The organism is Janthinobacterium sp. GW822-FHT07H10 (genome assembly GCF_058798675.1).
On record NZ_JBXAKS010000002.1, the window covers coordinates 1 to 24,907 of the forward strand.

The 24,907-nt window shown below is 67.7% G+C and carries 21 protein-coding genes; 4 read left to right on the forward strand and 17 right to left on the reverse strand.

Features of this window, described 5'->3' with window-relative positions:
* The 4 genes from AC1RDJ_RS04090 to AC1RDJ_RS04105 all read left to right on the forward strand — a co-directional run.
* Nucleotides 1–1,037, forward strand: a 1,037-nt coding sequence (locus AC1RDJ_RS04090; protein ID WP_493026565.1) for a thioesterase domain-containing protein, incomplete at its 5' end; no start/stop codon positions are given.
* Nucleotides 1,034–1,306 (forward strand): hypothetical protein, encoded by a 273-nt coding sequence (locus AC1RDJ_RS04095; protein ID WP_493026566.1) that lies wholly within the window; start codon nt 1,034–1,036, stop codon nt 1,304–1,306. The genes AC1RDJ_RS04090 and AC1RDJ_RS04095, both read left to right, overlap by 4 nt.
* A gap of 5 nt (nt 1,307–1,311) precedes the next feature.
* Complete coding sequence (locus tag AC1RDJ_RS04100; RefSeq protein WP_493026567.1) at nt 1,312–2,874, forward strand: PepSY-associated TM helix domain-containing protein; 1,563 nt, start codon at nt 1,312–1,314, stop codon at nt 2,872–2,874.
* Entirely contained in the window at nt 2,867–3,178 is a 312-nt protein-coding gene (locus AC1RDJ_RS04105) for a DUF3325 domain-containing protein (protein WP_493026568.1), read from the forward strand. Before AC1RDJ_RS04100 ends, AC1RDJ_RS04105 begins: the two co-directional genes overlap by 8 nt.
* 15 nt (nt 3,179–3,193) lie before the next feature.
* On the opposite strand, the gene AC1RDJ_RS04110 is transcribed toward AC1RDJ_RS04105, so the two are convergent.
* The 17 genes from AC1RDJ_RS04110 to AC1RDJ_RS04190 all read right to left on the reverse strand — a co-directional run bounded on the left by AC1RDJ_RS04110 (nt 3,194) and on the right by AC1RDJ_RS04190 (nt 24,738).
* Nucleotides 3,194–4,117, reverse strand: coding sequence for a diguanylate cyclase domain-containing protein (locus tag AC1RDJ_RS04110; protein WP_289886148.1), 924 nt, complete (start codon nt 4,115–4,117; stop codon nt 3,194–3,196).
* Nucleotides 4,114–8,652 carry a PAS domain-containing protein gene (locus AC1RDJ_RS04115; RefSeq protein WP_493026569.1) on the reverse strand — a complete coding sequence of 1,513 codons (4,539 nt, stop codon included), beginning with the start codon at nt 8,650–8,652 and terminating at the stop codon, nt 4,114–4,116. The genes AC1RDJ_RS04110 and AC1RDJ_RS04115 overlap by 4 nt, the downstream gene beginning before the upstream one ends.
* 216 nt (nt 8,653–8,868) lie before the next feature.
* On the reverse strand, nt 8,869–9,234 hold the full coding sequence (locus tag AC1RDJ_RS04120) for a YgiW/YdeI family stress tolerance OB fold protein (RefSeq protein ID WP_071323169.1): 366 nt from the start codon (nt 9,232–9,234) through the stop codon (nt 8,869–8,871).
* Between the two features lie 93 nt (nt 9,235–9,327).
* Entirely contained in the window at nt 9,328–9,900 is a 573-nt protein-coding gene (locus tag AC1RDJ_RS04125) for a prepilin-type N-terminal cleavage/methylation domain-containing protein (protein WP_289886150.1), read from the reverse strand.
* A gap of 104 nt (nt 9,901–10,004) precedes the next feature.
* Nucleotides 10,005–10,739 carry a hypothetical protein gene (locus AC1RDJ_RS04130; protein ID WP_493026570.1) on the reverse strand — a complete coding sequence of 245 codons (735 nt, stop codon included), beginning with the start codon at nt 10,737–10,739 and terminating at the stop codon, nt 10,005–10,007.
* On the reverse strand, nt 10,739–11,512 hold the full coding sequence (locus tag AC1RDJ_RS04135; RefSeq protein ID WP_493026571.1) for an ABC transporter permease subunit: 774 nt from the start codon (nt 11,510–11,512) through the stop codon (nt 10,739–10,741). Before AC1RDJ_RS04135 ends, AC1RDJ_RS04130 begins: the two co-directional genes overlap by 1 nt.
* Nucleotides 11,512–12,225: a type II secretion system protein gene (locus AC1RDJ_RS04140; protein WP_493026572.1), complete on the reverse strand. Its 714-nt coding sequence runs from the start codon at nt 12,223–12,225 to the stop codon at nt 11,512–11,514. The genes AC1RDJ_RS04135 and AC1RDJ_RS04140 overlap by 1 nt, the downstream gene beginning before the upstream one ends.
* A complete protein-coding gene (locus AC1RDJ_RS04145; RefSeq protein ID WP_493026573.1) occupies nt 12,222–12,947 on the reverse strand; it encodes a hypothetical protein in 726 nt (241 codons plus the stop codon). The genes AC1RDJ_RS04140 and AC1RDJ_RS04145 overlap by 4 nt, the downstream gene beginning before the upstream one ends.
* Complete coding sequence (locus AC1RDJ_RS04150) at nt 12,944–13,366, reverse strand: hypothetical protein (RefSeq protein ID WP_493026574.1); 423 nt, start codon at nt 13,364–13,366, stop codon at nt 12,944–12,946. The genes AC1RDJ_RS04145 and AC1RDJ_RS04150 overlap by 4 nt, the downstream gene beginning before the upstream one ends.
* Nucleotides 13,363–14,046: a hypothetical protein gene (locus tag AC1RDJ_RS04155; protein ID WP_493026575.1), complete on the reverse strand. Its 684-nt coding sequence runs from the start codon at nt 14,044–14,046 to the stop codon at nt 13,363–13,365. The genes AC1RDJ_RS04150 and AC1RDJ_RS04155 overlap by 4 nt, the downstream gene beginning before the upstream one ends.
* Nucleotides 14,043–15,611, reverse strand: coding sequence for a hypothetical protein (locus tag AC1RDJ_RS04160; RefSeq protein ID WP_493026576.1), 1,569 nt, complete (start codon nt 15,609–15,611; stop codon nt 14,043–14,045). The genes AC1RDJ_RS04155 and AC1RDJ_RS04160 overlap by 4 nt, the downstream gene beginning before the upstream one ends.
* Nucleotides 15,612–15,618: 7 nt before the next feature.
* Nucleotides 15,619–16,824, reverse strand: a complete 1,206-nt coding sequence (locus AC1RDJ_RS04165; RefSeq protein ID WP_071323177.1) for a type II secretion system F family protein — start codon at nt 16,822–16,824, stop codon at nt 15,619–15,621.
* Nucleotides 16,824–18,527: a GspE/PulE family protein gene (locus AC1RDJ_RS04170; RefSeq protein ID WP_493026577.1), complete on the reverse strand. Its 1,704-nt coding sequence runs from the start codon at nt 18,525–18,527 to the stop codon at nt 16,824–16,826. The genes AC1RDJ_RS04165 and AC1RDJ_RS04170 overlap by 1 nt, the downstream gene beginning before the upstream one ends.
* Nucleotides 18,528–18,534: 7 nt before the next feature.
* Complete coding sequence (locus AC1RDJ_RS04175; protein WP_493026578.1) at nt 18,535–20,007, reverse strand: tetratricopeptide repeat protein; 1,473 nt, start codon at nt 20,005–20,007, stop codon at nt 18,535–18,537.
* Nucleotides 20,004–21,971 (reverse strand): type II secretion system protein GspD, encoded by a 1,968-nt coding sequence (locus AC1RDJ_RS04180; protein WP_493026579.1) that lies wholly within the window; start codon nt 21,969–21,971, stop codon nt 20,004–20,006. The genes AC1RDJ_RS04175 and AC1RDJ_RS04180 overlap by 4 nt, the downstream gene beginning before the upstream one ends.
* A 122-nt stretch (nt 21,972–22,093) precedes the next feature.
* A complete protein-coding gene (locus tag AC1RDJ_RS04185) occupies nt 22,094–24,013 on the reverse strand; it encodes an ExeA family protein (RefSeq protein ID WP_493026580.1) in 1,920 nt (639 codons plus the stop codon).
* Complete coding sequence (locus AC1RDJ_RS04190; RefSeq protein WP_071323180.1) at nt 24,010–24,738, reverse strand: ABC transporter ATP-binding protein; 729 nt, start codon at nt 24,736–24,738, stop codon at nt 24,010–24,012. Before AC1RDJ_RS04190 ends, AC1RDJ_RS04185 begins: the two co-directional genes overlap by 4 nt.
* Nucleotides 24,739–24,907 lie beyond the last annotated feature (169 nt).

The window sequence follows — 24,907 nt, forward strand, 5'->3', positions numbered from 1 at the left end:
GGAGCGCGCTGCTGGGCGTGCCGCGCGTGGGGCGCGACGACAACTTCTTTGCGCTGGGCGGGCATTCGCTGCTGGCCGTGCGCTGCGTAACGCAGGTCAACCAGATGCTGCGCAGCCTGTACACGCAGGACGCCCATGCGCTGTCGCTGGCCGACCTGTTCGGCAGCCCGACCCTGGCCGCCTTGGCCGCCCGCTTCGGCGCCAGCGCGGCCGGTGCGAAGGTGGGCGAGACCTGGCACAGCCTGCGCGCGGCGGGCGACTTCCCCCCGTTGTTCTGCTGTCCCGGCCTGCTGGTGAACGCCTTCGAATTCCAGGGACTGGCGCAGGCGCTGGGGCCGCGCCAGCCCGTGCACGGCTTCGTCAGCCATGCGCTGGGGCGCGAGCGCTGGGCCGACATCAGCGTGACGGAACTGGCTTGCCGCTATGCGGACATCATCGTGGCCAACAGTCCGGGCGGCGAGTGCTCGCTGGCCGGCTGGTCGCTGGGCGCGGTGCTGGCGCAGGAGACGGCGCGCCAGTTGCAGGGCCGCGTCGCCGTGCGCCTCGTTGGCATGATCGATCCCGTGCTGGGCCAGTTCGATGATGCCGGGGCCGTGGCGCCGGCGCTGGATCCGCTGCGGGAGCGGGCGCTGCGCGAGCAGTGGCTGTCCCGTTCCGGCATGCGCGAGCGCTGGGAGCAGCTGTTCGAGCGCATGAGCGCAGACGAGTGGGCGTGGTTCGTGCACCTGCAGGGGCGCGACATCGGGGCGCTGCCGCTCGATGGCGACGCCGTGCATTGCAAGGAGTACCTGGCCTGGAGCATCGCCAGCCATGCGCTGATGCTGCGCCGCCACCGGCCGCTGCCCACCGCAGCCAGCGCCCGCGTCTGGGTCGCGGAACAGACGCGGGCCGCCGGCGTGGCGCTGTTCGACAGCCGGGCGCACTTCGCGCAGGTGCTGGGCGAGGAAGACGTGGCGGGCGCGGGCCACCTCGACATCATCCACGCGCCGGCGCTGTGGCAGGGCTTGCGCGCCAGCTTGCCGAAAGGCCCGGCATGAGCCGGCATGCGGCGTCGCGCGTCGCGCTGGGCGTGGCGGGCGCGTATCTGTTCGCCTGGAGCGTTGCCGGCGCCGGCGCGGTGCTGCTGTTCAAGCTGGGCGTGGTGCGCAGCGAGGCCGTGCTGATCGCCTCGATGGCGGCCTTCCCCGTCTATCTGGGCGCCGCCCTGTGGGCGTTCGTGGCGCGCCGCCTGTGGCCGGTGGCGCTGTTGCTGATCGGTGCCTGGCTGCTGTACTGCGGCGCCGGCTATTTTTTCGAGTGGAGTTGAGCCGCATGGCCTTACGTGAATTGCGGCAGTCGATGCTGCTTGTGCATACCTGGACCGGGGTGGTGACGGCCAGCGTGCTGATCGTCGTATTCTGGATGGGCAGCCTGTCCGTGTTTGACCGCGAAATCGACCGCTGGATGATGCCGGACACGCGCATCGCCGCCGCACCCGGTCCCGTCTCGGTGGAGCGGCAAATCTTGCCGGCCCTGGCGGCGCTGGCGCACGGCAAGGCGCTGGCCGAATGGTCGGTCTTCCTGCAGGGGCCGCGCAGCCCGGTGGCGCGGCTGCAGGTCGAGGTGCTCGATGGCGAGGAACTGTCGCGCCATGTCGATCCGCGCAGCGCCACCTTGCTGCCCGTGGCCGGCTCCTATGGCGCCACGTCCTTCTTCTTTCCCATGCATTACCGCCTGCACCTGTCGTTTGCCGGCATCGGCTACTGGGTCGTGGGCCTGGCCAGCATGGCGATGCTGGCGGCGCTGGTGTCGGGCGTGATCATCCACGCGCGCATTTTCAAGGATTTTTTCGTCTTTCGCCCGCGCAAGGCCTTGCAGCGCAGCGCGCTCGACCTGCATAACGTCAGCGGCGTGCTGGCCTTGCCCTTTCATTTCATGATCGTGCTGTCGGGACTGGTGATCCTGTTTTCGATTTACTTTCCGGCGGGCATGCACGCGCTGTATCCGGGCGACCGGCAGGGTTTCCTCAACGAAGCCTTGTCGCTATACGAACGCGAGCGCTCGCCCGAGCCCGGCGCCGTGGCCATGGCGCCCATCGACGCCATGCTCGACACGGCGCGCCGGGCCTGGGGCGAGGGCGAGCCCAGCTATGTGCGCGTGCGCCATCCGGGCAACCGCAACAGCTATGTGGAGGTGAGCCGGGCCACCGCCGACCGGGTCAGCCTGGACGAACAAACCATGTATTTCGACGGCGCCAGCGGGCGAGTGCTGAAATACGTGCCGCTCAAGCCGGCCGCGGCGCTGCAGCGCTACCTGTCGGGCATGCACTTCGCCCTGTTCGAGCACTGGCCCCTGCGCTGGCTGTATTGCGCGGCCGGACTGGCCGGCTGCGTCATGCTGGCCTCCGGATTGATACTCTGGAGCGGCAAGCGCGCGGCCCGCCATGCCAAGGCGGGCCAGCGCGGCGCGCGGCTGGTGCTGGCCGTGGCCTGCTTCAGCACGACGGGACTGCTGGCCGCGACCCTGGCCATGCTGGTGGCCAACCGCCTGCTGCCGGCCGCCATGCCGGACAAGGCGCTGTGCGAGGTGCTGCTGTTCCTGCTGGCGTGGCTCGCCAGCGGCATCTGGGCCGGCATCGCCCTGTTCCGGCGCCGGCGGCCCGATGCGCCGTGGCTGCCGCAAGCGTGCTGCATCGCCGTGCTGGCCTTTGCCGCGCCGCCGCTCAACTGGCTGGGCACGGGCGACTTCCCCTGGCACGCCGTGTCGCGCGGCCAGCCTGCGGTGGCCGTGTTCGACCTGGCCCTGTGGCTGACGGCGGCGCTGGCGGCATGGGCGGCGCTGCGCTTGCGCCAGCATCAGCGGCATGCGCGCCGACGCGAGGTGTCGCATGCCTGAGTTGCTCGCCTGGCTACTGTTGTTTGCCGGCAGCCATGCCTGTTTCGTCCTGCTGGCGCTGTCGCAGGAGCGGCATTGGCAGGCAGTTAGCTGTGCCGTCATGCCCGGCCATGCCGCCAGCCGTGGCCGCCTGTGCGGCTATGCGGGCCTGGCCCTGCTGTATGGCGTGGCCGTGGCGCGCGAGGGCGCCGGTTTCGGCAGCATCGCCTGGTGCATGCTGCTGTTTTTCGGCGCCATGACGGTGGCGCTGACCCTGAGCTGGGCGCCGCGGCGCCTGCGCTGGGCCGCGTGGCTGCTGCGCTAGCCACGCGCTGCCCACTTACTCCGCGTCGGAGGCGCAGTAGCGGTCGCGGCCCGTGTGCTTGGCGCGGTACAGCAGGGCGTCGGCGGCGCGGATCAGGGCGCTGGCGTCCATGCCATCCGTGGGCATGACGCTGGCCATGCCCAGGCTGACGGTGACGTGCGGGCCGACGCTGGACCTGGCGTGCGGGATTTGCAGCGCGCGCACTTCGTCGAGGATGCGCTGTGCCACCACTTCGGCGCCGCCGCGCGTTTCCTGCGGCAGCAGCACGATGAATTCCTCGCCGCCGTAGCGGGCCAGCAGGTCGGGCGGGCGCACGGCGCAGCGGCGCATGGCGGCGCTCACCTGCTGCAGGCACAGGTCGCCGGCCTGGTGGCCATAGGTATCGTTGTAATCCTTGAAGTGGTCGATGTCGGCCATGATCAGGGCCATGGCCACGCCGTCGCGGGCGCAGCGCCGCCATTCGCTTTCCATGGTGTCGTTGAAGCTGCGCCGGTTGGCCACGCCCGTCAGCGAATCCGTCAGCGACAGCTCGCGCATGGCGTCGGCCTGGCGCTTGATGGTCAGCTGGGTGCGCACGCGGGCACGCACGACGGCCGCGTTGAACGGTTTCGTGATGAAATCGACGGCGCCCGCTTCCAGCGCCCGCGTCTCGTCCTCGGGCTGGTTCAGGGCCGTGACGAAGATGACGGGAATGGCGCTGAGGATGGCCGATTCGCGCAGCGCGTTGCACACGGCATAGCCATCCATGCCGGGCATGACGGCGTCGAGCAGGATCAGGTCGGGTAGTTGTTTATGCGCAATCTCCAGCGCTTTTTCGCCGCTCAGGGCGAACAGCACGTCGTGCTCCTCGCGCAGCAACTGGTGCAGGATTTGGATATTTTCCATGGCGTCATCGACGATGAGGATGCGCCCATTCATGGCAAGGTTGGTCCAGCTCACTTGTTTTCCTCTCGTTTCAGCTGATCGAGCACGAGCTTTTCCGCATCGGAAAAATTCAGCGTCTCGATCGCATTTGCCATCGCCAGAGCGGCTTCTCGGTCTGACTGTTGTATGGCGGGGTGCAGGGCGTGGAAGCGGGCCAGCGCCTTCAGGTTGTTGTTGCGGATCAATACGAGCAGTTCGGCCAGGCCGGCGCGCAGGTCGACCTGCGCCACGCCGGCCAGGTCAGCCGCCGGCTGGCTGCGCGGCAGGGGCAGGGTGCGCGCCGCTTCGATGACTTCGGCCATCGCCTGTTCCAGCCGGGCCAGCGCAGTGGCCGTGGCGTGCGCATTGCCTGTCTTCAGCGCCTGTTCCGCTTCGGCGGCGAGGCGCGCGATGTCCGCCGCGCCTAGGTTGGCCGCCACGCCGCACACGCGGTGCAGCAGCTGCGCCGCCTGCCGGCTCTGCCCATCGGCCAGCAGGCGCCGCGTTTCCTCGACGGCGTCGCCTTGCGAATTCTCGAAGCGCTTGAGCAGGGCCAGGAAGGCGCCATAGTCGCCGCCGAAGCGGTGCAGCGCCGCTTCGAGGTCGATGCCGGGCACCGTGGCCGGCACTTCCAGCGCACCCGTGGCCGCGTCGTCCAGGGCAGCGCCAGCGCCGCCGGCGCTGCCTTGGCGGGCCGGCACGAGGCGCGTCAGGGTCTGGATCATCTCGTCGACATCGATGGGCTTGGCCACGTGCGCATTCATGCCGCTGGCGATGGCGCGCAAACGGTCCTCGTCCATGGCGTTGGCCGTCATGGCGACGATGGGCAGGTCCGGCAAACCGAGCGCGCGGATGGCCAGCGTCGCTTCATAGCCGTTCATGACGGGCATCTGCAAATCCATCAGCACCACGTCGAAGGCGTGCGGCGTGCGCGCGAGCACGTCGACGGCCAGCTGGCCGTTGGCGGCCACGGCCACGCGCGCGCCCGAGTGCAGCAGGATGTATTGCGCCACTTCCTGGTTGATTTCATTGTCTTCCACCAGCAGCACGCGCATGCCCGCCAGCAAGCCCGACAGGGGAGTGGAAACGGGCAGCACGGCCGGCGCGTTGCGGCCATTGCGCCCCTCGCGCACGGCCGCCACGGCCGCCAGCAGGCGCGCCGGCGTGGCCGGCTTGGCGACGATGCCGGCGAGCATCAGGCTGTCGGCCAGGCGTTCGAGGTTTTCGCTATCCTGGTCGGCCACCAGCATGATCACGGGCGGCAGCGCCAGCGCGCCGTCGCCGCGCGCCTCGGTCAGCATGGAAATGCCATCCATGCCGGGCATGGCCGCGTCGAGCAGCACGATGTCCGCCGCCGGCAGGCCGCCCGTGCCGCTGGCGTGGGCGCGCAGCAGGGCCAGGCCGGCGGCGCCGCTATCGGCGCTGCGGCTGTGCCAGCCCTGCGCCGCGCACCACGCTTCCAGCATGGCGCGCACGCTGGCATTGTCGTCGATGATCAGCAGCGACAGCGGCCTGGCGGCAGCCTTGCCCGGCGCCTCGGCCACGGCGGCCATGGCGGCGACGCGCTCGAAGCGGCAGCTGAAGCGGAAGTCCGAACCTTCGCCCAGCGTGCTCCTGACGCTGATCTGGCCGCCCATCAAGTCCACCATGCGCCGGCAGATGGCCAGTCCCAGCCCCGTGCCGCCATACTTGCGGCTGGTGCTGGTGTCGCCCTGCGAAAAGGCGTCGAAGATATGCTCCTGCTCGGCCGCGCCGATGCCGATGCCCGTGTCGCGCACGGAAAACTCGAGCGTGACGCTGGCCGCATCCTCGGCCACGGCGCGGATGGAGAGCACCACTTCGCCCTGCTTGGTGAACTTGACGGCGTTGCCGACGAGGTTGATGAGGATCTGTTCCACGCGCAAGGCGTCGCCGACCAGCTCGGCCGGCACGCCCGGGTCGAGCACGAACACGGGTTCCACGCCGCGCGCCCAGGCGCTGCTGGCCAGCAGCACGCCGACGCTGCCCAGCATGCGCTCGAGCTGGAAGCGGCGCTGCTCGAGCACCATCTGGCCCGCCTCGATCTTGGAAAAATCGAGCACGTCGTTGACGATATTGAGCAGCGACTGCGTGGCCATCTGGATCTTGCTGACGTAGCTGCGCTCGCGCCGTTCCAGCGGCGACTCTTCCAGCAGGCGCGCCAGGCCGATGATGGCGTTCATCGGCGTGCGGATTTCATGGCTCATGTTGGCGACGAACTCGCTCTTCGCGATGCTGGCCGCCTCGGCCTTGTCGCGCGCGCGCACCATCTGTTCGTTCAATTCGTGCAGGCGCAGTTCCGTGCGCTTGAGCTCGGACACGTCCGAAGCCAGCACGAAGAAGCCCCGCACGCCGCCGCTGTCGTCGAAATCGGGAATGTAATTGGTCCAGGTATGGCGCACCTGGCCCGTGGGGTCGAGCAGGTCGCGCTCGAAGCTTTGCGGCCGGCCCGCCAGCACGCCTTCCACGTGGGGCGCATACACGTCGAACAGCTCCTGTCCCAGCAGCTCGCTCATGTGGATGCCGGCCAGCTCGGCGCTGCTGCGGCCAAACCACTCGTTGTAGAACTTGTTGGCAAAGCGGCAGCGCAAGTCGTGGCCCCAGTACGACACCATGCCGGGCAGGTTGTCGGTGACGGTGCGGATGAAGCGCTCGCTCTGTTCCAGGCGCCAGGTGGTGGCGTGCAGCACTTCGCTGGCGCGCTTGCGCTCCGTGACATCGATGGACACGCCCAGCACGTGGCTGGCGCGCCCCGCGTCGTCGCGCAGCACCACCTTGCGCGTGGTGAAATGGCGCGTCGTGCCGTCGGCCGTGTTGATCGCTTCCTGTTCGATTTCCACCATCTGCCCCGTCGCCAGCAGCTTGCGGTCGGCGCTGATGAACGCGGCCGCCTGCTGCGGCGGGAAGAAATCGTGGTCGGACTTGCCCAGCAATTGCTCGCGCGAGCGGCCCAGGGTCAGTTCCGTATGGCGGTTCACCATTTCAAAGCTCAGCTTGTCGGCGCGCTTGACGAAGACCATGGCCGGGATGTTTTCGATGATGGTACCGAACAGGTGCTTGGAACGGCGGAATTCCGCTTCGCTGCGCTTGCGTTCGGTAATGTCGAGCCACAGGCCGGACACGCCCAGCAATTGCTGTTCCTGGCTGAAGATCGGATGGTAGGAAACGATCCAGTGGCTGGCCTGCTCGCGTTGCTGTCCGCTATGGCCTTTCAGTTCGACATCGACGATGGCTTGCCCCGTTTCCAGCACCTGGCGCAGGCAGCGCTCGACTTCGACGCGCACGACGGGGTCGAACAGCATGGCGCCCACGGGACGGCCGATGTGCTGCGCCACGCTGGCCGCGTTGATGGCGGCCAGGTACTGGTTGATCATGACGATGTGCAGTTCGCGGTCGACAAACAGCATGCCGATGGGCGCCGTCGCATACACGGTCTCGAGCAGGCGCGTGGATTTCTCGAGCGCCAGCGTGCGTTCGGCCACCAGGCTTTCCAGTTGCGTGCGGTGGCGCCGCAAGTCGCGTTCGAGCGCGCCCAGGGCGCCCGCCATGTCGACTGATTCGCGGTCCGTATGTTTGCCCAGTAGCAAAGGTTTGCCTTGCGCCAGCGTCTGTATCTGCTGCGTCAGTTCCTGCAAGGTGCGCGCCAGGCGTCCGCCCATGCGCCACGCCAGGGCGAAGGCGGCGCCCAGCAGCAAGGCCAGGATCGCCGAACCCGTGACCACCGAGCGCAGCAGGGCTTCGGCCACCGTGCTGGTGCGCATGGTGACGGCCACCGTCCAGGCGTCGTCGCGCGCGCGGCGGAAGCCGGAATAGACATCGATGCCATCGAGCGTGACATGGCGCAGCACGCCTTCGCGCGCCTGGCGTATCTGCTCGAGCAACGGTGCCGCGCTGCGCTGGCCCACATAGCGTTGCGGCGCCAGCGTGCGGGCCACGTTGATGCCGTCGGCGTTGATGATGGCCGCGCCCAGGTAGGCCGGCAAGTTCAGTTCGCGCAGCAGCATGGGCAGGTAGTCGGCCGGGTACAGCGCCGTGAGCACGTAGGCGCCGCCGCGCGCGCGCGGCAGCGGCAGGTTCAGGGCCAGTTGCGGCACGGCGCCGGGAGCGTCGAGCAAGCTGGTCAGGCGTGGCTTGCCGTAATCGCGCGCGCGCTGCATGCTGGCGGTCCATTTTGGCGGCAAGGGCGGCGGCGTTTGCGCGGCCGGCAGCGCGGTATTGACCAGCGGGCGTCCCGCCGCGTCGGAAATGATGAAGGTACTGACGGCCACGCCCGGCTGCAGCAGGCTGGCCGCCAGCGCGCGCAGGGCGCCGGTGTCACCGTCCTGCAGGGCGGACGAGCTGGCCAGGATGCGCGCGGCCATCTGCGCGCCGCCCAGGTCGCGTTCGACGGCGGCGGCCACGGCGCGCGCCGCCTGCGCCGTCTCGCTGACCACATGGTCGCGTTCGCGCGTATAGCTTTGCGCCACAAGCAGGATAAATACCAGGGCCGTCGGCATGCCCCAGGCGAGCACCAGCCATGAAATTCTTGAGCGTATCGAAGGCAAATCTTGCACCCGGAAGGCTCCCAGAATGGATGAGTCGACAGGCCGGCTCACGCTGGCGCTGGCTGACGTAGAATGAAAAGATGCTAGACGAAATTGATTGTTCTGACAAGCCTAGTTTCTGGCAGTAAAAAAAGGTTGCGCGGGGCACACAGAAGCGGGGGCGGGCGGAGGAGGCGATGGCGGGGAAAGCGTCCCGCCGCAGGAGCGGCGGGAGGATAAACTGGCTTATTGCACGACGGTCAGCACGTCGACGTCGATTTCCGGGCTTTCCAGGAAGTCCTTTTCCACTTCGCCGCGGATTTCCACCTGGGTCTTGGCGTCGATCTTGCGGTTCATGAAGACCTTGTCATCGATTTCCACGCGGATTTCCGCCGTGCCGTCGGAGAAGCTGTATTTCTCATTGCCGACCTTGCGCAGCAGGTAGCCGCGCAGTACGACGGCCTGGTCGTCGACGGGATTTTTCAGGATGGCGGCCACGTTCTTCGGCGCTTCGGGACCGCTCGACGGACCCACGTATTGCGCTTGCGCGCCGCCGGCCAGCAAGGCAGCGGCGGCGGCCAGGGAAATGATCAAGGTGCGGTGCAGTGGCATGGTGTTCCTTTCAGTGATGCGCGACGGGCGCGGAGCATGCGGCGGGATGGCGCTGCGCTTGCGCAGGCTCCCGGCATGATAGTGACTGCCTGCTCAGAAAAACACGGCGGTGCGGGGAATGATAGCACCGGTATTGCCATATGGCATGTTCGCCCGGACGGAACCCGTGCTGGCCACGCCATCGTCGAGTTTGCTGTCGATCTGCTCCGCGTAGCCTTCGGGCAGGTTGTCGAAACGGATGCCGTTGCCGGCCCGTCCGCCCACTTCGTCGTTGTACAGGTAGACGGCGCCGCCCTGGGCGCTGGTCATGAATTGCGAGGTGCCGTTGTAGGAACCCGTGATGAAGCCGCCCAGCGCCAGGTGCTGCGGCGCCAGGGTGAATTCGCGCGGCTGGCCGTCGCCGATCTGGCCGTCGCCATTGCCGTTGCCGGCCGAATTGGGCACGTGCACGGTGCCCTGGATATCGTCGCCGGGCAGGGCGCGGAACTTGTCCTGGTAGGCGTTGACGGCGGCCGTCAGCGAATTCGATTGCTGGATGATGTTCTTCACCTTGGCGCTGTCGATCAAGCCTTGTCCCTTCAGCACGCCGCCGAGCAGCAGCCCGATGATGACCAGGACGATGGCGATTTCGACGAGGGTAAAGCCTTGCTGGCGGCGTGGAGTCATGGGATTTCCTTATCAAGAGCATGGACCTGCGGGGCAGGTCATCGGCAGTTTACTGCAAATGGCCACGCGCGGGGGGCGCTCCCGTCGCGTTGCCGGTGGCTGTGTCAGTGCGTCGAGTGTGCTTTCTTTGCGCTAATTTGGCCGGCAAGTTCGTCGAGGCGGCGCGCGAGGAAGGCCAGCTCGTGCGGGTCGGTGATCTGGCCGCTCTGGATCAGGCCGCCGATCACGAGGCGCGCGCTGTCGAGCTGGTCCATGTCTTCCAGGATGAACGCTTCCATCTCGCGCACCCACGGCGGCACGCGCGGCCCCGTCGCCAGCAGGCGCAGCTGGCGCGCATAGGTCAGGGCCAGCGGCAAGTCGCGCAGCTGGTGCTTCGCCGCCAGCACGGCTTGCGCCATGGCGGGCCAGCGGCGCGCCGGATCGGCCGCGAAACTGGCGGCGACAAACGCCAGCATGATGCGCGCGCGCCGCGGGTCGGCCACGCCCGCATACACGGCGCTGGCGGCCACCAGCGCGTACTGGCTGCGCGGGTCGAGCGCCTGCGCCGTCTCCAGCCAGGCCGCCAGGCGGTCGTAGTCGAGTTCGCGCCACGCCAGGCTGACGCCGGGCTGGTCCTCGAACGCCTGCAGGTACAGCAGCATCGCTTTCGACATGGCCAGCGGTTCGCCCAGGCTGGCCAGGCGCGCCACGGCCGCCGGCGGCGGCGCGGGCAAGGGACGCGCCTGTGGCGGCTCCGCCTGCCGCGCCAGCTGCCAGCCCAGCTGCAGCAGCAGGCTGGCCGCCAGCAGCCAGCGCAGGGCGCGCGGCACGCCGGACCAGGGGCGCAGGGCAATTCTCATCAGATATTCCGGCGGTAAAAGTCGCACAGGGCGCAGCTGGCCAGCAGGGTGACATAGATGGCCGTCTGCGCCGCGATGTGCGCCGCCGCGTGCCAGCTTCCCGTGGCGTACAGCAGCCACTCCGTGCGCGTGAAATCGTCGAGGCGCGGCAGCAGCAGGGCCAGCACGTCGACGGCGCCCGCCATCGTTTGCCGCGGCCAGGACGGACCCGCTTGCGGGCCGTGCGCCAGCAATTGCAGGCTGCCCACCGTGCGCGCCAGGACATAAAAGCCGCCCGTCGCGGCCAGCGCCGGCAGCGCCTGCTGCAGGCTGGCCGCGCACAGCAGGCTGAAGGCGGCCACGATCCACAATTCTCCCAGCAGGGAGGCGGCCCACAGGGCGCTGGCGGCGGGCGCGGCGAACGCGCTCATCAGCGCGCCGAACAGCACGGCCGGCACGGCCGCCAGCGCCGCGTAGCCCAGCAGCTTGCCCAGCAGGTAGGCCCAGCGGGGCATGGGCAGGGCCAGCAGCAGTTCCAGGCCCTTGTCGGCCGCTTCGCGCGCCATGCTGGTGACGATGAAGGCGGCCAGCAGGAAGGCGCTGGCCAGGCGCAGCACGGCCGCCAGCAGGGCCGCCTGCACGGCGCCGCTTTCCGTCAGCGCCAGTTGCTGCAAAAAGCCGGCCAGGCCGGCGCCGGCGCAGGCGGCCAGCACGAATAGCCACAGCAGGCGGCTGCGCAGCGCTTCGAGCACGGTGTAGCGGGCGATGGTGAGGGCGGGGGCGAGCATGGCCATCAGCGGGGCAGCCTTTGCGCCGCCACCATGCGGTTGAACAGGATGTTCGGCGACAGCCAGACGACGAGGTCGTCGAACTCGCCGCCCGCCTGCGCTTCGCCGCTGGCGGCGCGGCTGATGAAGATGTTGGCGCTGGCGGCGTTGCTGCGCTCGTCGATGTGCCGGCCCGCGGGCTGCGCCTGGCGCTGGCCCTGCTCGCTGGTGGCGCCCAGGCCGTTCTTGCCGTGGGACATGATCATGGCGGGAATGTCGTTCAGCGCCGTCGCCTGCACCAGCGCGCCGCCATTGCGCGTGACGATGCTGATGTCGCGCGGCGTGCCCAGGCTGAACTGCTGCTCGCTGTCGCTGAAGGCGGGCGTCACGCTGTAGCGGAACAGGTGGTTCCAGCTGTCGCTCTGGCGCAGTCCCAGGGTGGCCCAGGGCAGGAAGCCGACGCGCTTTTCGCCCGTGCAGCGGGCGCCGCGCCGGTCTTCCAGGCCATTCATGGCGGAAATGGCGGGGCAGGGCAGGTAGCCGTAGCGCAGCGCATGGCCCGTCAGTGCTTCCTTCGCCTCGTCCAGCGCCTTTTGCGTCTCGGCCACCTTGCGCTGTTCCAGCTGCACCGTCAGCGGCGTGACGAGGCCGCCTATCATCAGGCCGACGATGACCAGCACGATGGCGATCTCGATCAGGGAAAATCCCCGCTGGCGGGCGTGTTTGGCGGGGCCGTTCATGGCAGGTTGCGCGCGGCGCGCATGCGTTGGTAGAGGGCGGGCACGGTAATCCAGGTCAATTGGTCGTCGAAGGCGCCGCCTGGCATGGCGTCATTGCCGCTGGCGGGGCGCGAGATGAAGCTGCGGCTGGCGCCGTCATTGGCGGCCGCGTCGATGGCGCCGCGTGCCGCAGGGCGTTGCGCGACGCCGGCGCCGGAGGTGCCATGGCCGTCCTTGCCTTGCGAGAACAGCACGGCGGGCAGGCACTGGGCGCTGACATCGCACTGCTCCTGTCCCGCCACGTAAATGAATTGGCCGCCGCCGTCGCGCCCCAGCACGACGCGGTTGGCGACGGCGGAAAACGAGACGATGGGCGCGCGCGCCATTTCCGGCGTGACGCTGTAGCGCAGCAGCTTGCCCCAGGCGTCGACACCGGCCACGCCCAGCGCCACCCACGGCAGGAAACCGCTGCAATCGGCGTCGCCGGCGCAGTCGGCCGGGCGTTCGCGGCCATCGAGGGCGGAGGCGGCCGGACGCGGCAGGCGGCCATGCGTGGCGGCAAAGCCCAGCAGGGCCTCGCGCGCCTGCGCCAGGGTGGACAGGGTGCGCAGCTGGCGTTCCGCTTCGGCCGTGTTGCGGCCGAAGGCGCCGATCAGCAGGCTGGCCGCGCCCAGACCCAGCACGGCCACCAGCAGCAGCAATGCCGCGCCGCGCTGGCGGCCGTATGGCGGCAGGGGCTTCATGGCTGTGCCTCGGGTGCTTCCGTGACGCTGCCGCTGGCCGGATCGTAGCGCTGGCCCGGTTTCAGCACCACCAGCTGGCCATTCGACAGGCGCAGGGTCAGGCTGCCCGGCGCTCCCGCCCTGCCGGGCGTCAACTGGTTATGCGGCTCCTGCTGCGGCGTCTGGTTTAACCAGATGGTGGAGCGCCCGCTGCTGCGCTGCACCACCCCGTTCAGTTCCACGGGCGGGGCGGGCGGCGGCGGTGGGGGAGGTGGCGGCGGGGCCAGGACGGGCGCGCCGGGCGGCGGCCCGTAACGTTGGGCATCGAGCTGCGCCCGCTGTTCGGGCGAGGAAAACAACCGTCCCAGCGGCTGTCCCTGGGCGTGGACGGCGCTTGCCGCGCCGAGCAGCAGCGTCCACAGCATGGCGCGGCCCTTCATGGCCGCCCCTGCGCGGGCACGGGGGCGCTGCCCAGGGTCAGCCACAGCAGGCTGCAATCGGCGCTCAGCGTGGGCGCCATGGCTGCCGCGCCGCCGCCCGCGCCATGGCGCTTGAGCATGCAGTCGTGCACGGCAAAATAGCCGGCCTGGCGCAAGTCGCCCAGGAAATTCAGCAGATCGAGCTCATGCAATAAATCCATATGCAGCTGCATCTTGCTGGCGCGCAATTGATACTGGCCCGCGGCCACGGACGACGGCAATTGCAGCAGCTGCTGCGCGCCGATGTCGTAGCTGATCGGCAGCAGCTTGCGCTGTTCCTGGCTCAGGCGGATGGCATCGATCCAGGCCAGGCGGTTTTCCTCGCCGATCAGGCCGCGCTGGCGCAGGGCGAGGAATTGCGGTTCATAGGCGCGGATTTCCTGCTTTTCCGCCTCCACGTGGTTGAACAGGCTGGCCGCCGCCGAGCGCGCGTGGCGCGCCGTTTCCAATTCGTCGGCCTGCCGTTCGCGGTAGCCGATGCTCAGGCTGAGCAGCGCCAGGCTGGCCAGCATGGTCGCGGTAAAGCACAGCAGGGCGCGGCGTATCAGCGCCAGTTCGCCCAGCCACAGGGGCAGGGTGCGCGTGGGTGCGGCGGCTTTTTTCATGCCGGGCAGCGGCGGCTGCTTGAGGGGGCCGCTCATGGCTGCCACACGAGCAAGAGGGTGAAACGGGCCTGGCTGTCGGGCGCCGGCGTGGCGCTCTTGCCCGACAGGGCCACGCTGGAGCGCAGGTCCAGCGGCGCTTCCTCGATCGCCACCTGCAGGCCCGGCTGGCGCGCCAGCGTCTGCGCGAAGGCCGTGATGGCGGCCAGCGCGGCGCGGTAGTCGTTGTTCGGCATGTCGACATCCGCTTCCAGGCGCAGGGCCTGCGGCGGCGCGACGGGAATACCGGCCAGTATGCCGCCGAGCGGCGCGGCGCCGGCGCCATGCTGGGGTGGCGGCTGCTGGCTGGCGGCCGTGCGCAGCGGCGCCGCGCCCGCATTCCATTGCAGCTGGCCCAGCTTGACCTGCGGCGCCTGGTCCAGCGCCGCGCTCAGCATGCCCAGCAGCCTGCCCGGTTCGGGTGCCTGGCCGGCGATCATGCGCCCCAGGGTCACGGCTACCTTCATGTTCTGCGTCTGCGCCGGCGCCGGCGGCAGGTTGGCCATGGTGCTGCGGTAGCGTTCCTGGTAGGACGCCGTTTCCTGCTGCAGCCGCTGCGTGCCGGCCGCATCGTTGATGCCGCCGAGCAGATTGATCACGCACCACAGGGCCGCCGACGTGCCGATCAGGGCGCTGGCGCCATACAGCGTCTTGCGCGCGCGCTGGAAGTGGTAGTAGCGGGCCAGCGAACCCGGCGGATAGTGGCTGGGCGGCGGGTGCTTGCCCAGCAAGGTCAGCATTAACTGGTCGGCCAGCACCGGCGTCTGCCGCAGGCCCACGCGCTCGCTGGCCAGCTGCAGGTCGATGAAGTGGTAGGCCACTTCGACGCCGTTGTCGCACAGCAATTCGAGCTTGGCGATCTGCGCGGCGGGCGCCAGGATGACGGTATTGAGCACGTCGCCGCGCGCCAGCATGCGCGTGCTGGTGAGAAATTGCCGCGTTTTTTCCGTTTCCAGCACGATGTTCACGGCCACGCCGTCGAGTGCGATGGTCGCCGTCTGGCGCGAAAAGCGCAACTGGCCCTTCTCGTAATAGCTTTGCCGCAAGCCGCCCGATTGCTGCGTCACGAGCAGCAGGTGTTCGTGCGTGAGCGCCAGTTTTTTTACCAGGGCAATACTCAGCAGGCTGGTCGAATACAGGCCGGCCACGGGGATGCGCAAGTGTTCGAGCGCTTCCGTCCACGGCTGCAGCAGCGAGGGATTGGTCAGCGCAAAGAACAGCACCTGGTCGTCGTGGCGGCCCGTGCTTTCGCGGCCCAGCAGGGCGCTGCCCCGGTAGGGCGTGTCGCGGTGCAGCTGTTGCTTGCGCCGTTCGAGCAGGGCGCGGCCCGCCTTGCCGCGCACGTGGGGCAGCAGCTGGCGCTGGAAGTCTTCCTCGATCAGGTCCGTCAGCAGGTAGGCGGGCACGTCCAGTCGTTGCTCGCGCGGGTCTTCCAGCCAGGCGGCAAAGCCGTCCAGCCCGGCCGCGCTGGCGGGAAAGCACTGGCCCGTGCCCAGCGCGCCGTTGCGCCAGTCGTAGGCGCACAGGGCTTCGCTGGTCAGGTAGAGCAATTGTTTGCGGAACACGGCGGCCTCAGGTTTTGATAGTGCTGATGGTGTCGTAGATGGGACCGAGCACCGAGAGCATGATCCAGCCCAGCAGCAGTCCCAGGATCACCGTCATCGTCGGCTCGATCATGGCTTGCACTTTTTCTATCAATTCCTTCACTTCGCGGTTGTAGAAATAACTGACATTGCGCAAGGCCGTGTCGAGCGAACCCGTCGCTTCACCGACCTTCAGCATGCGGATCACCAGCGGCGGGAAGATGCCCGTGTGCTGGAAGGCGGCCGTCACGCCATGGCCTTCGCTGATCAGCCGGGCGGCGCGGCGCAGGCCGGCGGCCACCACCTGGTTGCCGGCGATGCCTTCGGACAAACGGATGCATTCGAGGATGGTGATGCCGGACGCATACATCAGCGCGAAAAACGTGGCGAAACGGGCCAGGATGATCTTGTGCAGCACGGGGCCGACCAGCCACAGCCGCAGTTTCAAGCCGTCCCACGCATAGCGGGCCGCCTCGCTGCGGCGGATCGCCGCGCGCAGGCCGAAGAACAGCAGCAGGGGCAAGGCCAGCAGCACATACCAGTAATCGATGAACACATTCGACACGGCAATGAGCACGCGCGTGTGCAGCGGCAGTTCGCCGCCCATGTTGCGGATGAAGGCCGTCAGCTGGGGCACCAGGTAAATCATCAGGAAAAACGTCACGGCGCACACGACCACGGCGACGACGACCGGATACATGACGATCTTGCGCGTCTGCGAAGCCAGCTCATCCTGCCACTTCAGGCTTTCCGACAGGTTCTTGAAGACGTCGGCGATCTTGCCGCTTTGCTCTCCCGCAAGGATCAGGCTGGTAAACGTGGCGTCGAAGATGTCGCCATGCTGGGCCAGCGCCCCCGACAGGGGCAGGCCGCCTTCGATGCTCTCGATCAGGTCCGTGACGACTTCGCGCAGGCGCGGGTGATCCGTGCTTTCGCGCAAGTCGTTCAAGCCCTCGAGGATGGGCACGCCCGCGCCCGTCAACTGTTCCATGTGGAAACAGAAATTGATCAGGTCGCGGCGGTGGATGACCCGCTTGCCCAGCAACACCAGATACTGGCCCGTGATCTTGCAGTCGATCAAGTCGAGCTGCATGCGGTGCAGGCGCGCCTCCAGGTCCGGCACATTGGCCGCCTCCATGCTGCCGGGAATCATCTCGCCGGCGGCATCCATGGCGCGGTAGACATATTGCGCCATCAGCTGAGCCTATCCGTCAGGTCGACGACGCGGGCGACTTCCTCGAGCGTCGTCACGCCTTCGCGCACGCGGCGTATGCCATCGTCGACGAGGGCCTTGAAGCCGGCCGCGCGCGCGGCGGCCTTGAGTTCGCGCAAGCTGGCGCGGCGCGCCGTCAATTCATCGAGGTCGGCCGTCATCTTGAGGATTTCCATGATGGCCAGCCGTCCCTTGTAGCCCTGGTGCGCGCAGCGCTCGCAGCCGGCGGCGCGGCAGATGCTCACCGGCGGCGCTTCGGACGCCAGGCCCAGCAGGCGGCGCTCGACGTCGTCGGCGATCGCCGTTTCCTTGCAATGCGGACACAAGCGGCGCACCAGGCGCTGCGCCACGATGCCGATGATGTTGCCGGCCATGATGTCGGGCAGGATGCCGATGTCGAGCAGGCGCGAGACGGAGCCGATGGCCGAGCTCGTATGCAGGGTGGAATACACCTGGTGCCCCGTCATGGCGGCGGCAAAGGCCATTTCCGCCGTTTCGCGGTCGCGGATCTCGCCGACCAGGATGATGTCCGGGTCTTGCCGCATCATCGAGCGGATGCCGTCGGCAAAGCCCAGCTTGACGGAATCGTTGACCGAGGTCTGGCGTATCATGTTCATCGGATACTCGACCGGGTCTTCCAGGGTCATGATGTTGACGCTTTCCGTATTGATATGGTTGAGTATCGAATACAGGGTGGTGGTCTTGCCGCTGCCCGTCGGCCCCGTCACGAGGATGACGCCGTCGGGGCGGGCGATCATCAGTTTGAGCAGGTTCAGTTCCGTTTCGGCCAGGCCCAGCGCGTCGAGCGGGACGATGCCTTTTTGCCGGTCCAGCACGCGCAGCACGAAGTTTTCGCCATGCGTGGTCGGTTGCGCCGAGGCACGGAAATCGATTTGCCGGCCGGAAAACTTGATGCTGATGCGCCCGTCCTGCGGCGCGCGCGCCTCGGCGATATTCATGTTCGACATCACCTTCAGGCGCACGGCCATGGCCGGCCAGTACGATTTGTGCAGGCTGCGGATTTGCCGCAGGATGCCGTCGATGCGGTAGCGGATGCGCAGGAACGACTGTTCCGGCTCGAAATGGATGTCGGACGCGCTGTTTTGCACGGCATCGGCCAGCAGCGCGTCGATCAGGCGCACCATGGGCTGGCTGTACTCGTCCGAAGGCGAGGCCATGCTCTGGTAATTGACTTCGCCCGTCTCGATCTCGTGCAGGATGCCGTCGATCGACAGCTCGAAACCGTAATACTGGTCGATGGCGCGCGAAATGTCCGATTCGTTGACCAGCACCGTGGAAATCGTGATGCCCTTGACCAGCATGGCGCTGATCTGGTCGAGCGCAACGATGTTGCTGGTGTCGGCCATGGCCAGTATCAGATTGTCGGCTTGCCGCTCGTAGACGATGGGAAAGACGCGGTAGCGTTTGGCCACGTCCTTCGGGATCAGTTTCAGGGCGATGGCGTCGACCACCAGGCTGGACAGGTCGGCGCTGACTTGCTTGAGGTTTTCGCTGAGCGCTTCGCGCACCGTGGCTTCCGTGACGAAGCCCAGCATGATGAGCAGCTTGCCCAGCGGTTCGCTGCTGCGTTTCTGCTCGATCAGGGCGATGCGCAGCTGGTCTTCGCTGATCACGCCTTTCTGGATCAGCAGCTTGCCCAGTGGAAGTTTTGCTTGTTCTGCCATGTAATGCTTATTCCTGACGGATGATGACGATGGCCGGGTCGGCGGGCGCGGCGGAGGAGGCCGCCGTAGGTGCGCCGCCCAGTTCGCGCAAGCGCGTCTGCACGACGGCGCGGTCGAAGGCGGCCGGCGCCGTTTGCGCCAGGACCAGCGCGCGCTGGTAATAGGTGGCGGCCAGCTTCGGCTGGTTCAGCCGGTCCAGGCCGACGGCCAGGTTGAAGGCATAATCGGGATTGCCGGGCACGGCGCTGTAGGCGCGGAAGAATTGCTGCTGCGCCTCGGACCAGCGGCGCTGCTTGGCGTACACATTGCCCAGTGCAAACAAGACGGGGCCGCTGTCGGGCGAACGGGCCAGGATGGCTTTCAATTTCGCTTCGCTCTGCACGACGTCGCCCTGGCGCAAGCCGATCAGTCCCGCCAGCGCCACGCCATCGTCGGGATTGATTTCGAGCAAACGCACGTACAGCGCCGCCGCCTGCGCGCCCTGGTTTTCGCGCTGGGCCACGGCCGCCAGGCCCAGCAGCGCGTCGCGGTTGCTGTCGTCCTGCTGCAGCACGGCTTCATACTGCTGGCGGGCCGTGCCCAGCTGACCGCCGTTCAGCGCCTGATACGCCTGCTGCACGCCGGGATGGACCTGCGGCGCGGGCGCGTTGCGCAGCACCTGGATCTGGCTGTTGTCCGGCGCCATCACGGGCGGCAGGCTGGGCTGTGCAGGCGGAGGCTGCTGCGCCAGCTGCGCGGCCACGGCCGCCTGGGCCGCCGCCTGTATCATCGCCTGCTGTTCCGCCGCGGCTGACGGGCTGCGCGCCTCGTGGCGCGGCTCGGGTGGCGCATATTCCGGCGCGGTGGCCGCTGCGGTGGCTGGCGCTGCCGCACCTGGACCGGGCAAGACGAGGATGGGACCGGCGGCGCCGGCCGTGCCCGGGGCATCCGTCAGCGGCATGGGCACGCCGGGCAGGTTGGCGCCCGCGCCAGGACTGTTGCTGGCGCGCCAGTACCAGTAAGCCATGGAACCGGCCACCAGCAGCAGGATGGCCAGCAGCACGGCCAGGCGCACGGTGGCCGGATCGACGCTGATGGGGCCGCGCGGCGGCGTCTTGCTGCGGCTGGCGCCGGCCGCGGGGCGTGGCCGGGCCGGCGGCGCTTCACTGCGCGCGCGCGGCGCCTCGGGACGTGGTCCCGCGCCCGGCTGGGCCGCGCTGGGGTCAGCTTGGGGTGTGGCCGGCGGCGCGGGCGTCGGTGTCGGTGTCGGTGTCGGTCCCGCTGAAGGCGCCGGCGCCTCGGCCAGCGGTTCCAGGCTCAGGGTGCTTGACGGCGCCGCCGGTGGCGCGGCGGCTGGCGCCGGCCGCAATGGCGCGGCATCGGCTGGCGCCAGTGCCAGCACCTGGTCGTACGCTTCGGACGGTTTTTCCAGTTCGTCCTCGTGCAGGCTGTTCTGCTTGGCGCGTTCGGCTTTCTTCAGCGCCTGCATGAGCAAGCTCATGGGACATCTCCCTGCAGGCGGGCCTGCGGCTGGACGGCCGCAGCGGGCTGCCCATCCGAATACGGCTGGGTGTTCAGCGGCGCCTGGCCCGGCAGCAGATAGCGGTAGTCGCGGTAATCGCCGTCGATGCTGGCATCCTTGACCACCACGGGGCGCATGAAGATCACCAGCTCCGTCTTGCTGCTTGCTTCGTTACGATAGGTAAACAAGTTGCCCACCACGGGCAGGCTGGACAGGCCAGGTACGCCATCCTTGGCATTGTCGATGGAATCCTGCATGAGGCCGCCCATCACGGCGATCTGCCCATTGCCCACCTTCATGATCGATTCCAGCTCGCGCGCCTGGATCACGGGCACGCGGCTGACCACGCTGGCCGTGGCCAGGGCCGGATTCGGATCCTGCACATAGCCGACGATGCGCGTGATGGTGGGGCGCACGTTCAAGGTCACTTCATCGCTGTCGGAAATCTGCGGCGTGACGCTCATGACGAAGCCCACGGGCACGGTTTCCAGCTTCGATTCATAGGTGGCCGGCGTGGTGATGGTGCCGGTCGAACTGATCACGGCCGGCGTCACCTTGATGGTAAAGAAGACATTGTTGTCGACCACCTTCAGCATCGCCGTCTGGTTGTTGAGCACGCTGATCTTCGGGCTGGACAGCACTTTCACCTTGCCGAACGATTCCAGCAGCTGGATGGTGGTGGTAAAACTGTCTTTCAGGTAATTAATCACGAAGAGGCCGGGCGTGGTGCCGGGCACGACGCCGCTACTGAGCGGGGTAGTGCCCACTTGCTTCTGGGTCAGGCTCAGGCTGCCCGTCAGGCGCGACCAGTTGATGCCTTGCTGGTATTCATTGCTCAGGCGTACCTCGATGATGGTCGCCTCGATCAGTACTTGCCGCTTGGCGCTGTGCAGCACGACGTCGAGGAATTCGGCGATTTTCTCATGCTGGCGGCCCGTGGCCCGCACGGCGATCAAGCCGCCCTCGACATTGACCACCACCGACGACGGGCTGCCCTTGTTGGCCAGTTTTAACAGGGGCATGCCGTTCGCATCCGTGGGCTGGGCCTGGTTCGCGCCGGGGTTGGCCTGCTGCTGGCCCGGCGCTGCCTGGCCTTGCACATACTGGCCGCCATTCTGCTGCGGGAGCTGGTTGCCGTACTGGCCGCCATATTGCCCGCCATACTGGCCCGGCACAGGCTGGTTGCCGCCCTGGTTCTGGCCCTGTTGGCCCTGCTGGCCTTGCATCGTCGTCAGTTGCTGGTTCAGCTGCGCCAGCGGATCGACTTGCACATCGTTAAGCGTGGTTTCGCGCAGCAAGTCGCGGATATTCCTTTCCAGGCTGTACCAGAAATTATTCTCTGAACGATTCACCACCAGGGTAGTCGAATTGTTATTGCCGTTGCTGCCGCCCTGGTTGCCGCCATTCGGATTGTTTCCGCTATTCGTGCCGCCGCCGGCCGTGGAAATCTGTGTGGCGATATTGACGCTGCTGTTGGTGCTGCGCGCCATGTTGACATAATCGATCTTGTAGTTGCGCCAGACGGGCGCGTCGGGCAGCACCAGCAGGTTCTTGCCATCGATTTCGTAGCGCATATCGACTTGCTTGCTGATACGCGCGAGCAATTGCGGCAGGGTCTGGTTCAGCGCGTTGAGCGTCACGCTGCCGTCGATCTGCGGGTGGATGTCGATATTCATGCCGGCATCGCGCGCCAGCGCGAACAGCAGCGACTGCACGGGCACCTTGTGCACGGTGACGCTGTAGGTTTCGGCCTTGGCGGCCGGCAGTGGCGCGGCCAGCACGCTGCTCTGCTGCACGGGTTCGGGAATGGCGCCAGCGGGGCGCGGTGCTTCATTGATATGTCCGGGCGATACGGGCATTTGATGCGAAGCACAGCCGGCCAGCATGGCGCAGCATGCAACGGTGACGCAAGAGGCCAGCACAGGAATAGGGTGTTGAGTCATGAAAAGTTCGCCCTTGGAGTCGTGTTGTGCTTTTGCAATTTTAACCACCATGATCCTCTAAAAGCAATCGTGTGTGCAGGCCCGGGAGGGAATATGAACAAATAAAGTTGGTAACCACCACGTCAGGGTTTTTCCTGGGAAATGGATATCATTTCCTTGCGGATACTGTCGATGTTGCTGAGTAATGGTCTCTGTGGTGAGGTAGTCGTCAATCTCGCCCACACGGCCTGTGCGCTGGCGCGGTCGGCGAAGCTGCCATAGACGATGGCCAATCGCCAAGCGGCGCTTGCCGGCGTGTCCTTGACCGCGTTGGCGCGCGTATGGGCGCTGGTTTTGGCAGTGGCACGCGCACCGGCATGCAGATCTGCCTGTGCCGCGGCAAGCGTGGCGTCTGGCGCGTCGGGCACCTTGGCGCGCAGGCGAAAGACGTGGATGTCGCGCAAGCCGATGGCTTGTTGCGCTTGTTGCAGGAATGCTTCCGCCGTCGCCGCGTCGCTGGCGGGCATGCTGGCGACATGCAGCACCAGCTGCTGCGGTTCTTGCCGCGCCAGCCATGCGCGCGATGCGGCCAGGCTGCTGTCGAGCAGCGGCGTGGGTGCCGGCCGCTGTGCGGGCGCCGTTGGCCCGGGGCTGGCCTGGGCGCGTGCTTCGCTGCGTGACGGCCTGCTGCTGGCTGCTCCGGCCGGCGCACTGGCTGTTGCCAGCAGTGGCGCCGCCGATGCCGATATCGATGCTGGCGCGCTGGCTGACCTGACGGGCGGCGCCGATGACGGCATTGACGCCGGTGCTGATGCCGGTGCCGGTGCCGGTGCCGATGCTGCGGCGGTGGCCGGCGCCGATACGAATGCGAATGCGGCGCCTGGTGTATGTGCTGTATCCGATGTGCCTGGCGCCTTGCCCGCCCGTGTGCCTGGCATGCTGCCAGCCGGCACGTTTGCCGGCGCACCTGTCGGCGCCGGTGTTGCCAGCGGTGCGGGCGTCGGTGCGGGCGCTTGTCCATCCGTGCGCACTGCCGCCGTCGCCGGCGCGCCTGTGCCTGTAGCGCCTGTGCCTGTATCCGCTGCCGGCCGTGCCATCGACACAGGGGCAGGGGGGCTTGCCGCCAACGGCGCCAGCCATTGCCACAGCAGCGCTCCGGCCAGCAGCAGCATGACGGCGATCAAGGCGCGCGCCAGCAGCGTGCCGGCATGCCATGGCGCGGGGCCGAGCGTGCCGAACGGGCTGTCGGCGATCGCCAGGCGCAGGTGGCGCGCCGCCACTTGCTTCGCATCGTCGGCGTACGCGGCCAGCAAGGCCTTGTCGGCGAGGATGTTGATCCTGCGCACGATTCCCTGCGACGCGCGGGCCAGTCGCCGCAGCGCCTGCGGCGTGAAGACGAGCGGCGTGGCGCGGCCGGCGGCCGCCAGCCGGCATGCCAGGTAGTCGCCCAGCAGGGAGGGCGGCAGGCGCGGCACGGTAAAGCTGTGCGTGATGCGCTCCTTCAATTGCCGCAGCTGCGGCAGGGCCAGCGTGTGCTCCAGTTCCGGCTGGCCAAACAGCACGATTTGCAGCAGCTTGTGACTGGCTGTTTCCAGGTTCGTCAGCAGGCGCAGCGCTTCCAGCGTGGCCACCGGCATCGCTTGCGCCTCTTCGGCCAGCAGCACCACCTGGCGGCCCGCCGCATGCCTGGCGATCAGTTCGCCGTGCAGGGCGCGCAGCACGGCATCGGCGCCATGGCCGGCCGTGTCGAGCCCCAGCTCGGCGGCGATGGCGTGCATGACCTCGTCCGCTTCCAAGCTGGGGTTGAGCAGGTACAGCACATCGACCGGCGCCGGCAGCCGCTCGGCCAGCATGCGGCACAGCATGGTCTTGCCGCTGCCCACTTCGCCCGTCAGCTTGATGATGCCTTCGCCTTGCGTGACGGCGTACAGCAGCGCGGCCAGCAGCTCGCCCCGCGTATTGCCCGGATAAAAGAAGGCGGGATCGGGCGTTATGCCGAACGGGGCCGTGCGCAAGCCGAAATGGGCCAGGTACATGCCGTGCGGCGACCTTGCGGGCTTCATGCCGCGATGCAGTTCAGGAACGCCTGCTCGAGGCTGGCATCGGCCGCGCCGCCGTGGCGCGCGCGGCATTCGGCCGGCGTACCCGTAAACAACATGCGGCCTTCATGCAGGATGGCCATGCGGTCGCACAGTTCGTCGATATCGGCCAGCGCATGCGAGGTGAGTAGGGCGCCGCGGCCCTGTGCCCGCAGTTGCCGCAGCGCCTGCTTGAACAGGGCGCGCGCCTTCGGGTCGAGTCCGCTCATCGGTTCATCGAGCACCAGCTGCGGCTTGCCTGACAATAAACAGGCAGCCAGTCCCAGTTTCTGCATCATGCCTTTCGAATAGTCGCGCGCGGGCCGGCTCAGGGCGGACGGCGCCAGGTCGAGCGCGGCGATGGCCGCTTGCACGGCTCCCTCGTCGTAGCGCACTTTGTGCAAACGCAACAGGTAGCGCAGGAAATCGCCGCCCGTCAGGTAATGCGGCGCCTGGAAGCGTTCCGGCAGGAAGGAGATGGGCTGGCGCGCCGCGCTGTGCCGGTGCGGCTGGCCAAAGATGGCGATGCTGCCCAGGTCGGGCGTGCAGAAATCGAGCAGGCATTTGAGCAGGGTGGTCTTGCCCGCGCCATTCACGCCCACCAGGCCGAACAGCTCTCCGGCGCGTATGTCGAGGTCGACGCCGCGCAGGACGGCATTGCCGGCCAGCTGCTTGTGCACGTTGTGGTACTCGATGGCGCAGGCGTTCATAGGGGCAATGGTGGATGGGGACGGTGAACGACCGCCATTATTGCCATGCGTTCCGGCGCCCGGCAAGTGTTTCCTTGTCGTCTGCGGAAATGCGCAAATATCAAACGATGGAATGTATTTTCTTTAAGAAACAACAGGTTCTGGAATAAAATACCAGCGCACGCCGTTG

Excerpts from the sequence above, each read along its gene's own strand:
- AC1RDJ_RS04095 (WP_493026566.1), top strand. The coding sequence starts at position 1,034 with ATGAGCCGGCATGCGGCGTCGCGCGTCGCGCTGGGCGTGGCGGGCGCG.
- AC1RDJ_RS04100 (WP_493026567.1), top strand. The coding sequence starts at position 1,312 with ATGGCCTTACGTGAATTGCGGCAGTCGATGCTGCTTGTGCATACCTGG.
- AC1RDJ_RS04105 (WP_493026568.1), top strand. The coding sequence starts at position 2,867 with ATGCCTGAGTTGCTCGCCTGGCTACTGTTGTTTGCCGGCAGCCATGCC.
- AC1RDJ_RS04120 (WP_071323169.1), bottom strand. The coding sequence starts at position 9,234 with ATGCCACTGCACCGCACCTTGATCATTTCCCTGGCCGCCGCCGCTGCC.
- AC1RDJ_RS04125 (WP_289886150.1), bottom strand. The coding sequence starts at position 9,900 with ATGACTCCACGCCGCCAGCAAGGCTTTACCCTCGTCGAAATCGCCATC.
- AC1RDJ_RS04130 (WP_493026570.1), bottom strand. The coding sequence starts at position 10,739 with ATGAGAATTGCCCTGCGCCCCTGGTCCGGCGTGCCGCGCGCCCTGCGC.
- AC1RDJ_RS04135 (WP_493026571.1), bottom strand. The coding sequence starts at position 11,512 with ATGGCCATGCTCGCCCCCGCCCTCACCATCGCCCGCTACACCGTGCTC.
- AC1RDJ_RS04140 (WP_493026572.1), bottom strand. The coding sequence starts at position 12,225 with ATGAACGGCCCCGCCAAACACGCCCGCCAGCGGGGATTTTCCCTGATC.
- AC1RDJ_RS04145 (WP_493026573.1), bottom strand. The coding sequence starts at position 12,947 with ATGAAGCCCCTGCCGCCATACGGCCGCCAGCGCGGCGCGGCATTGCTG.
- AC1RDJ_RS04150 (WP_493026574.1), bottom strand. The coding sequence starts at position 13,366 with ATGAAGGGCCGCGCCATGCTGTGGACGCTGCTGCTCGGCGCGGCAAGC.
- AC1RDJ_RS04155 (WP_493026575.1), bottom strand. The coding sequence starts at position 14,046 with ATGAGCGGCCCCCTCAAGCAGCCGCCGCTGCCCGGCATGAAAAAAGCC.
- AC1RDJ_RS04165 (WP_071323177.1), bottom strand. The coding sequence starts at position 16,824 with ATGGCGCAATATGTCTACCGCGCCATGGATGCCGCCGGCGAGATGATT.
- AC1RDJ_RS04170 (WP_493026577.1), bottom strand. The coding sequence starts at position 18,527 with ATGGCAGAACAAGCAAAACTTCCACTGGGCAAGCTGCTGATCCAGAAA.
- AC1RDJ_RS04175 (WP_493026578.1), bottom strand. The coding sequence starts at position 20,007 with ATGAGCTTGCTCATGCAGGCGCTGAAGAAAGCCGAACGCGCCAAGCAG.
- AC1RDJ_RS04180 (WP_493026579.1), bottom strand. The coding sequence starts at position 21,971 with ATGACTCAACACCCTATTCCTGTGCTGGCCTCTTGCGTCACCGTTGCA.
- AC1RDJ_RS04185 (WP_493026580.1), bottom strand. The coding sequence starts at position 24,013 with ATGAAGCCCGCAAGGTCGCCGCACGGCATGTACCTGGCCCATTTCGGC.
- AC1RDJ_RS04190 (WP_071323180.1), bottom strand. The coding sequence starts at position 24,738 with ATGAACGCCTGCGCCATCGAGTACCACAACGTGCACAAGCAGCTGGCC.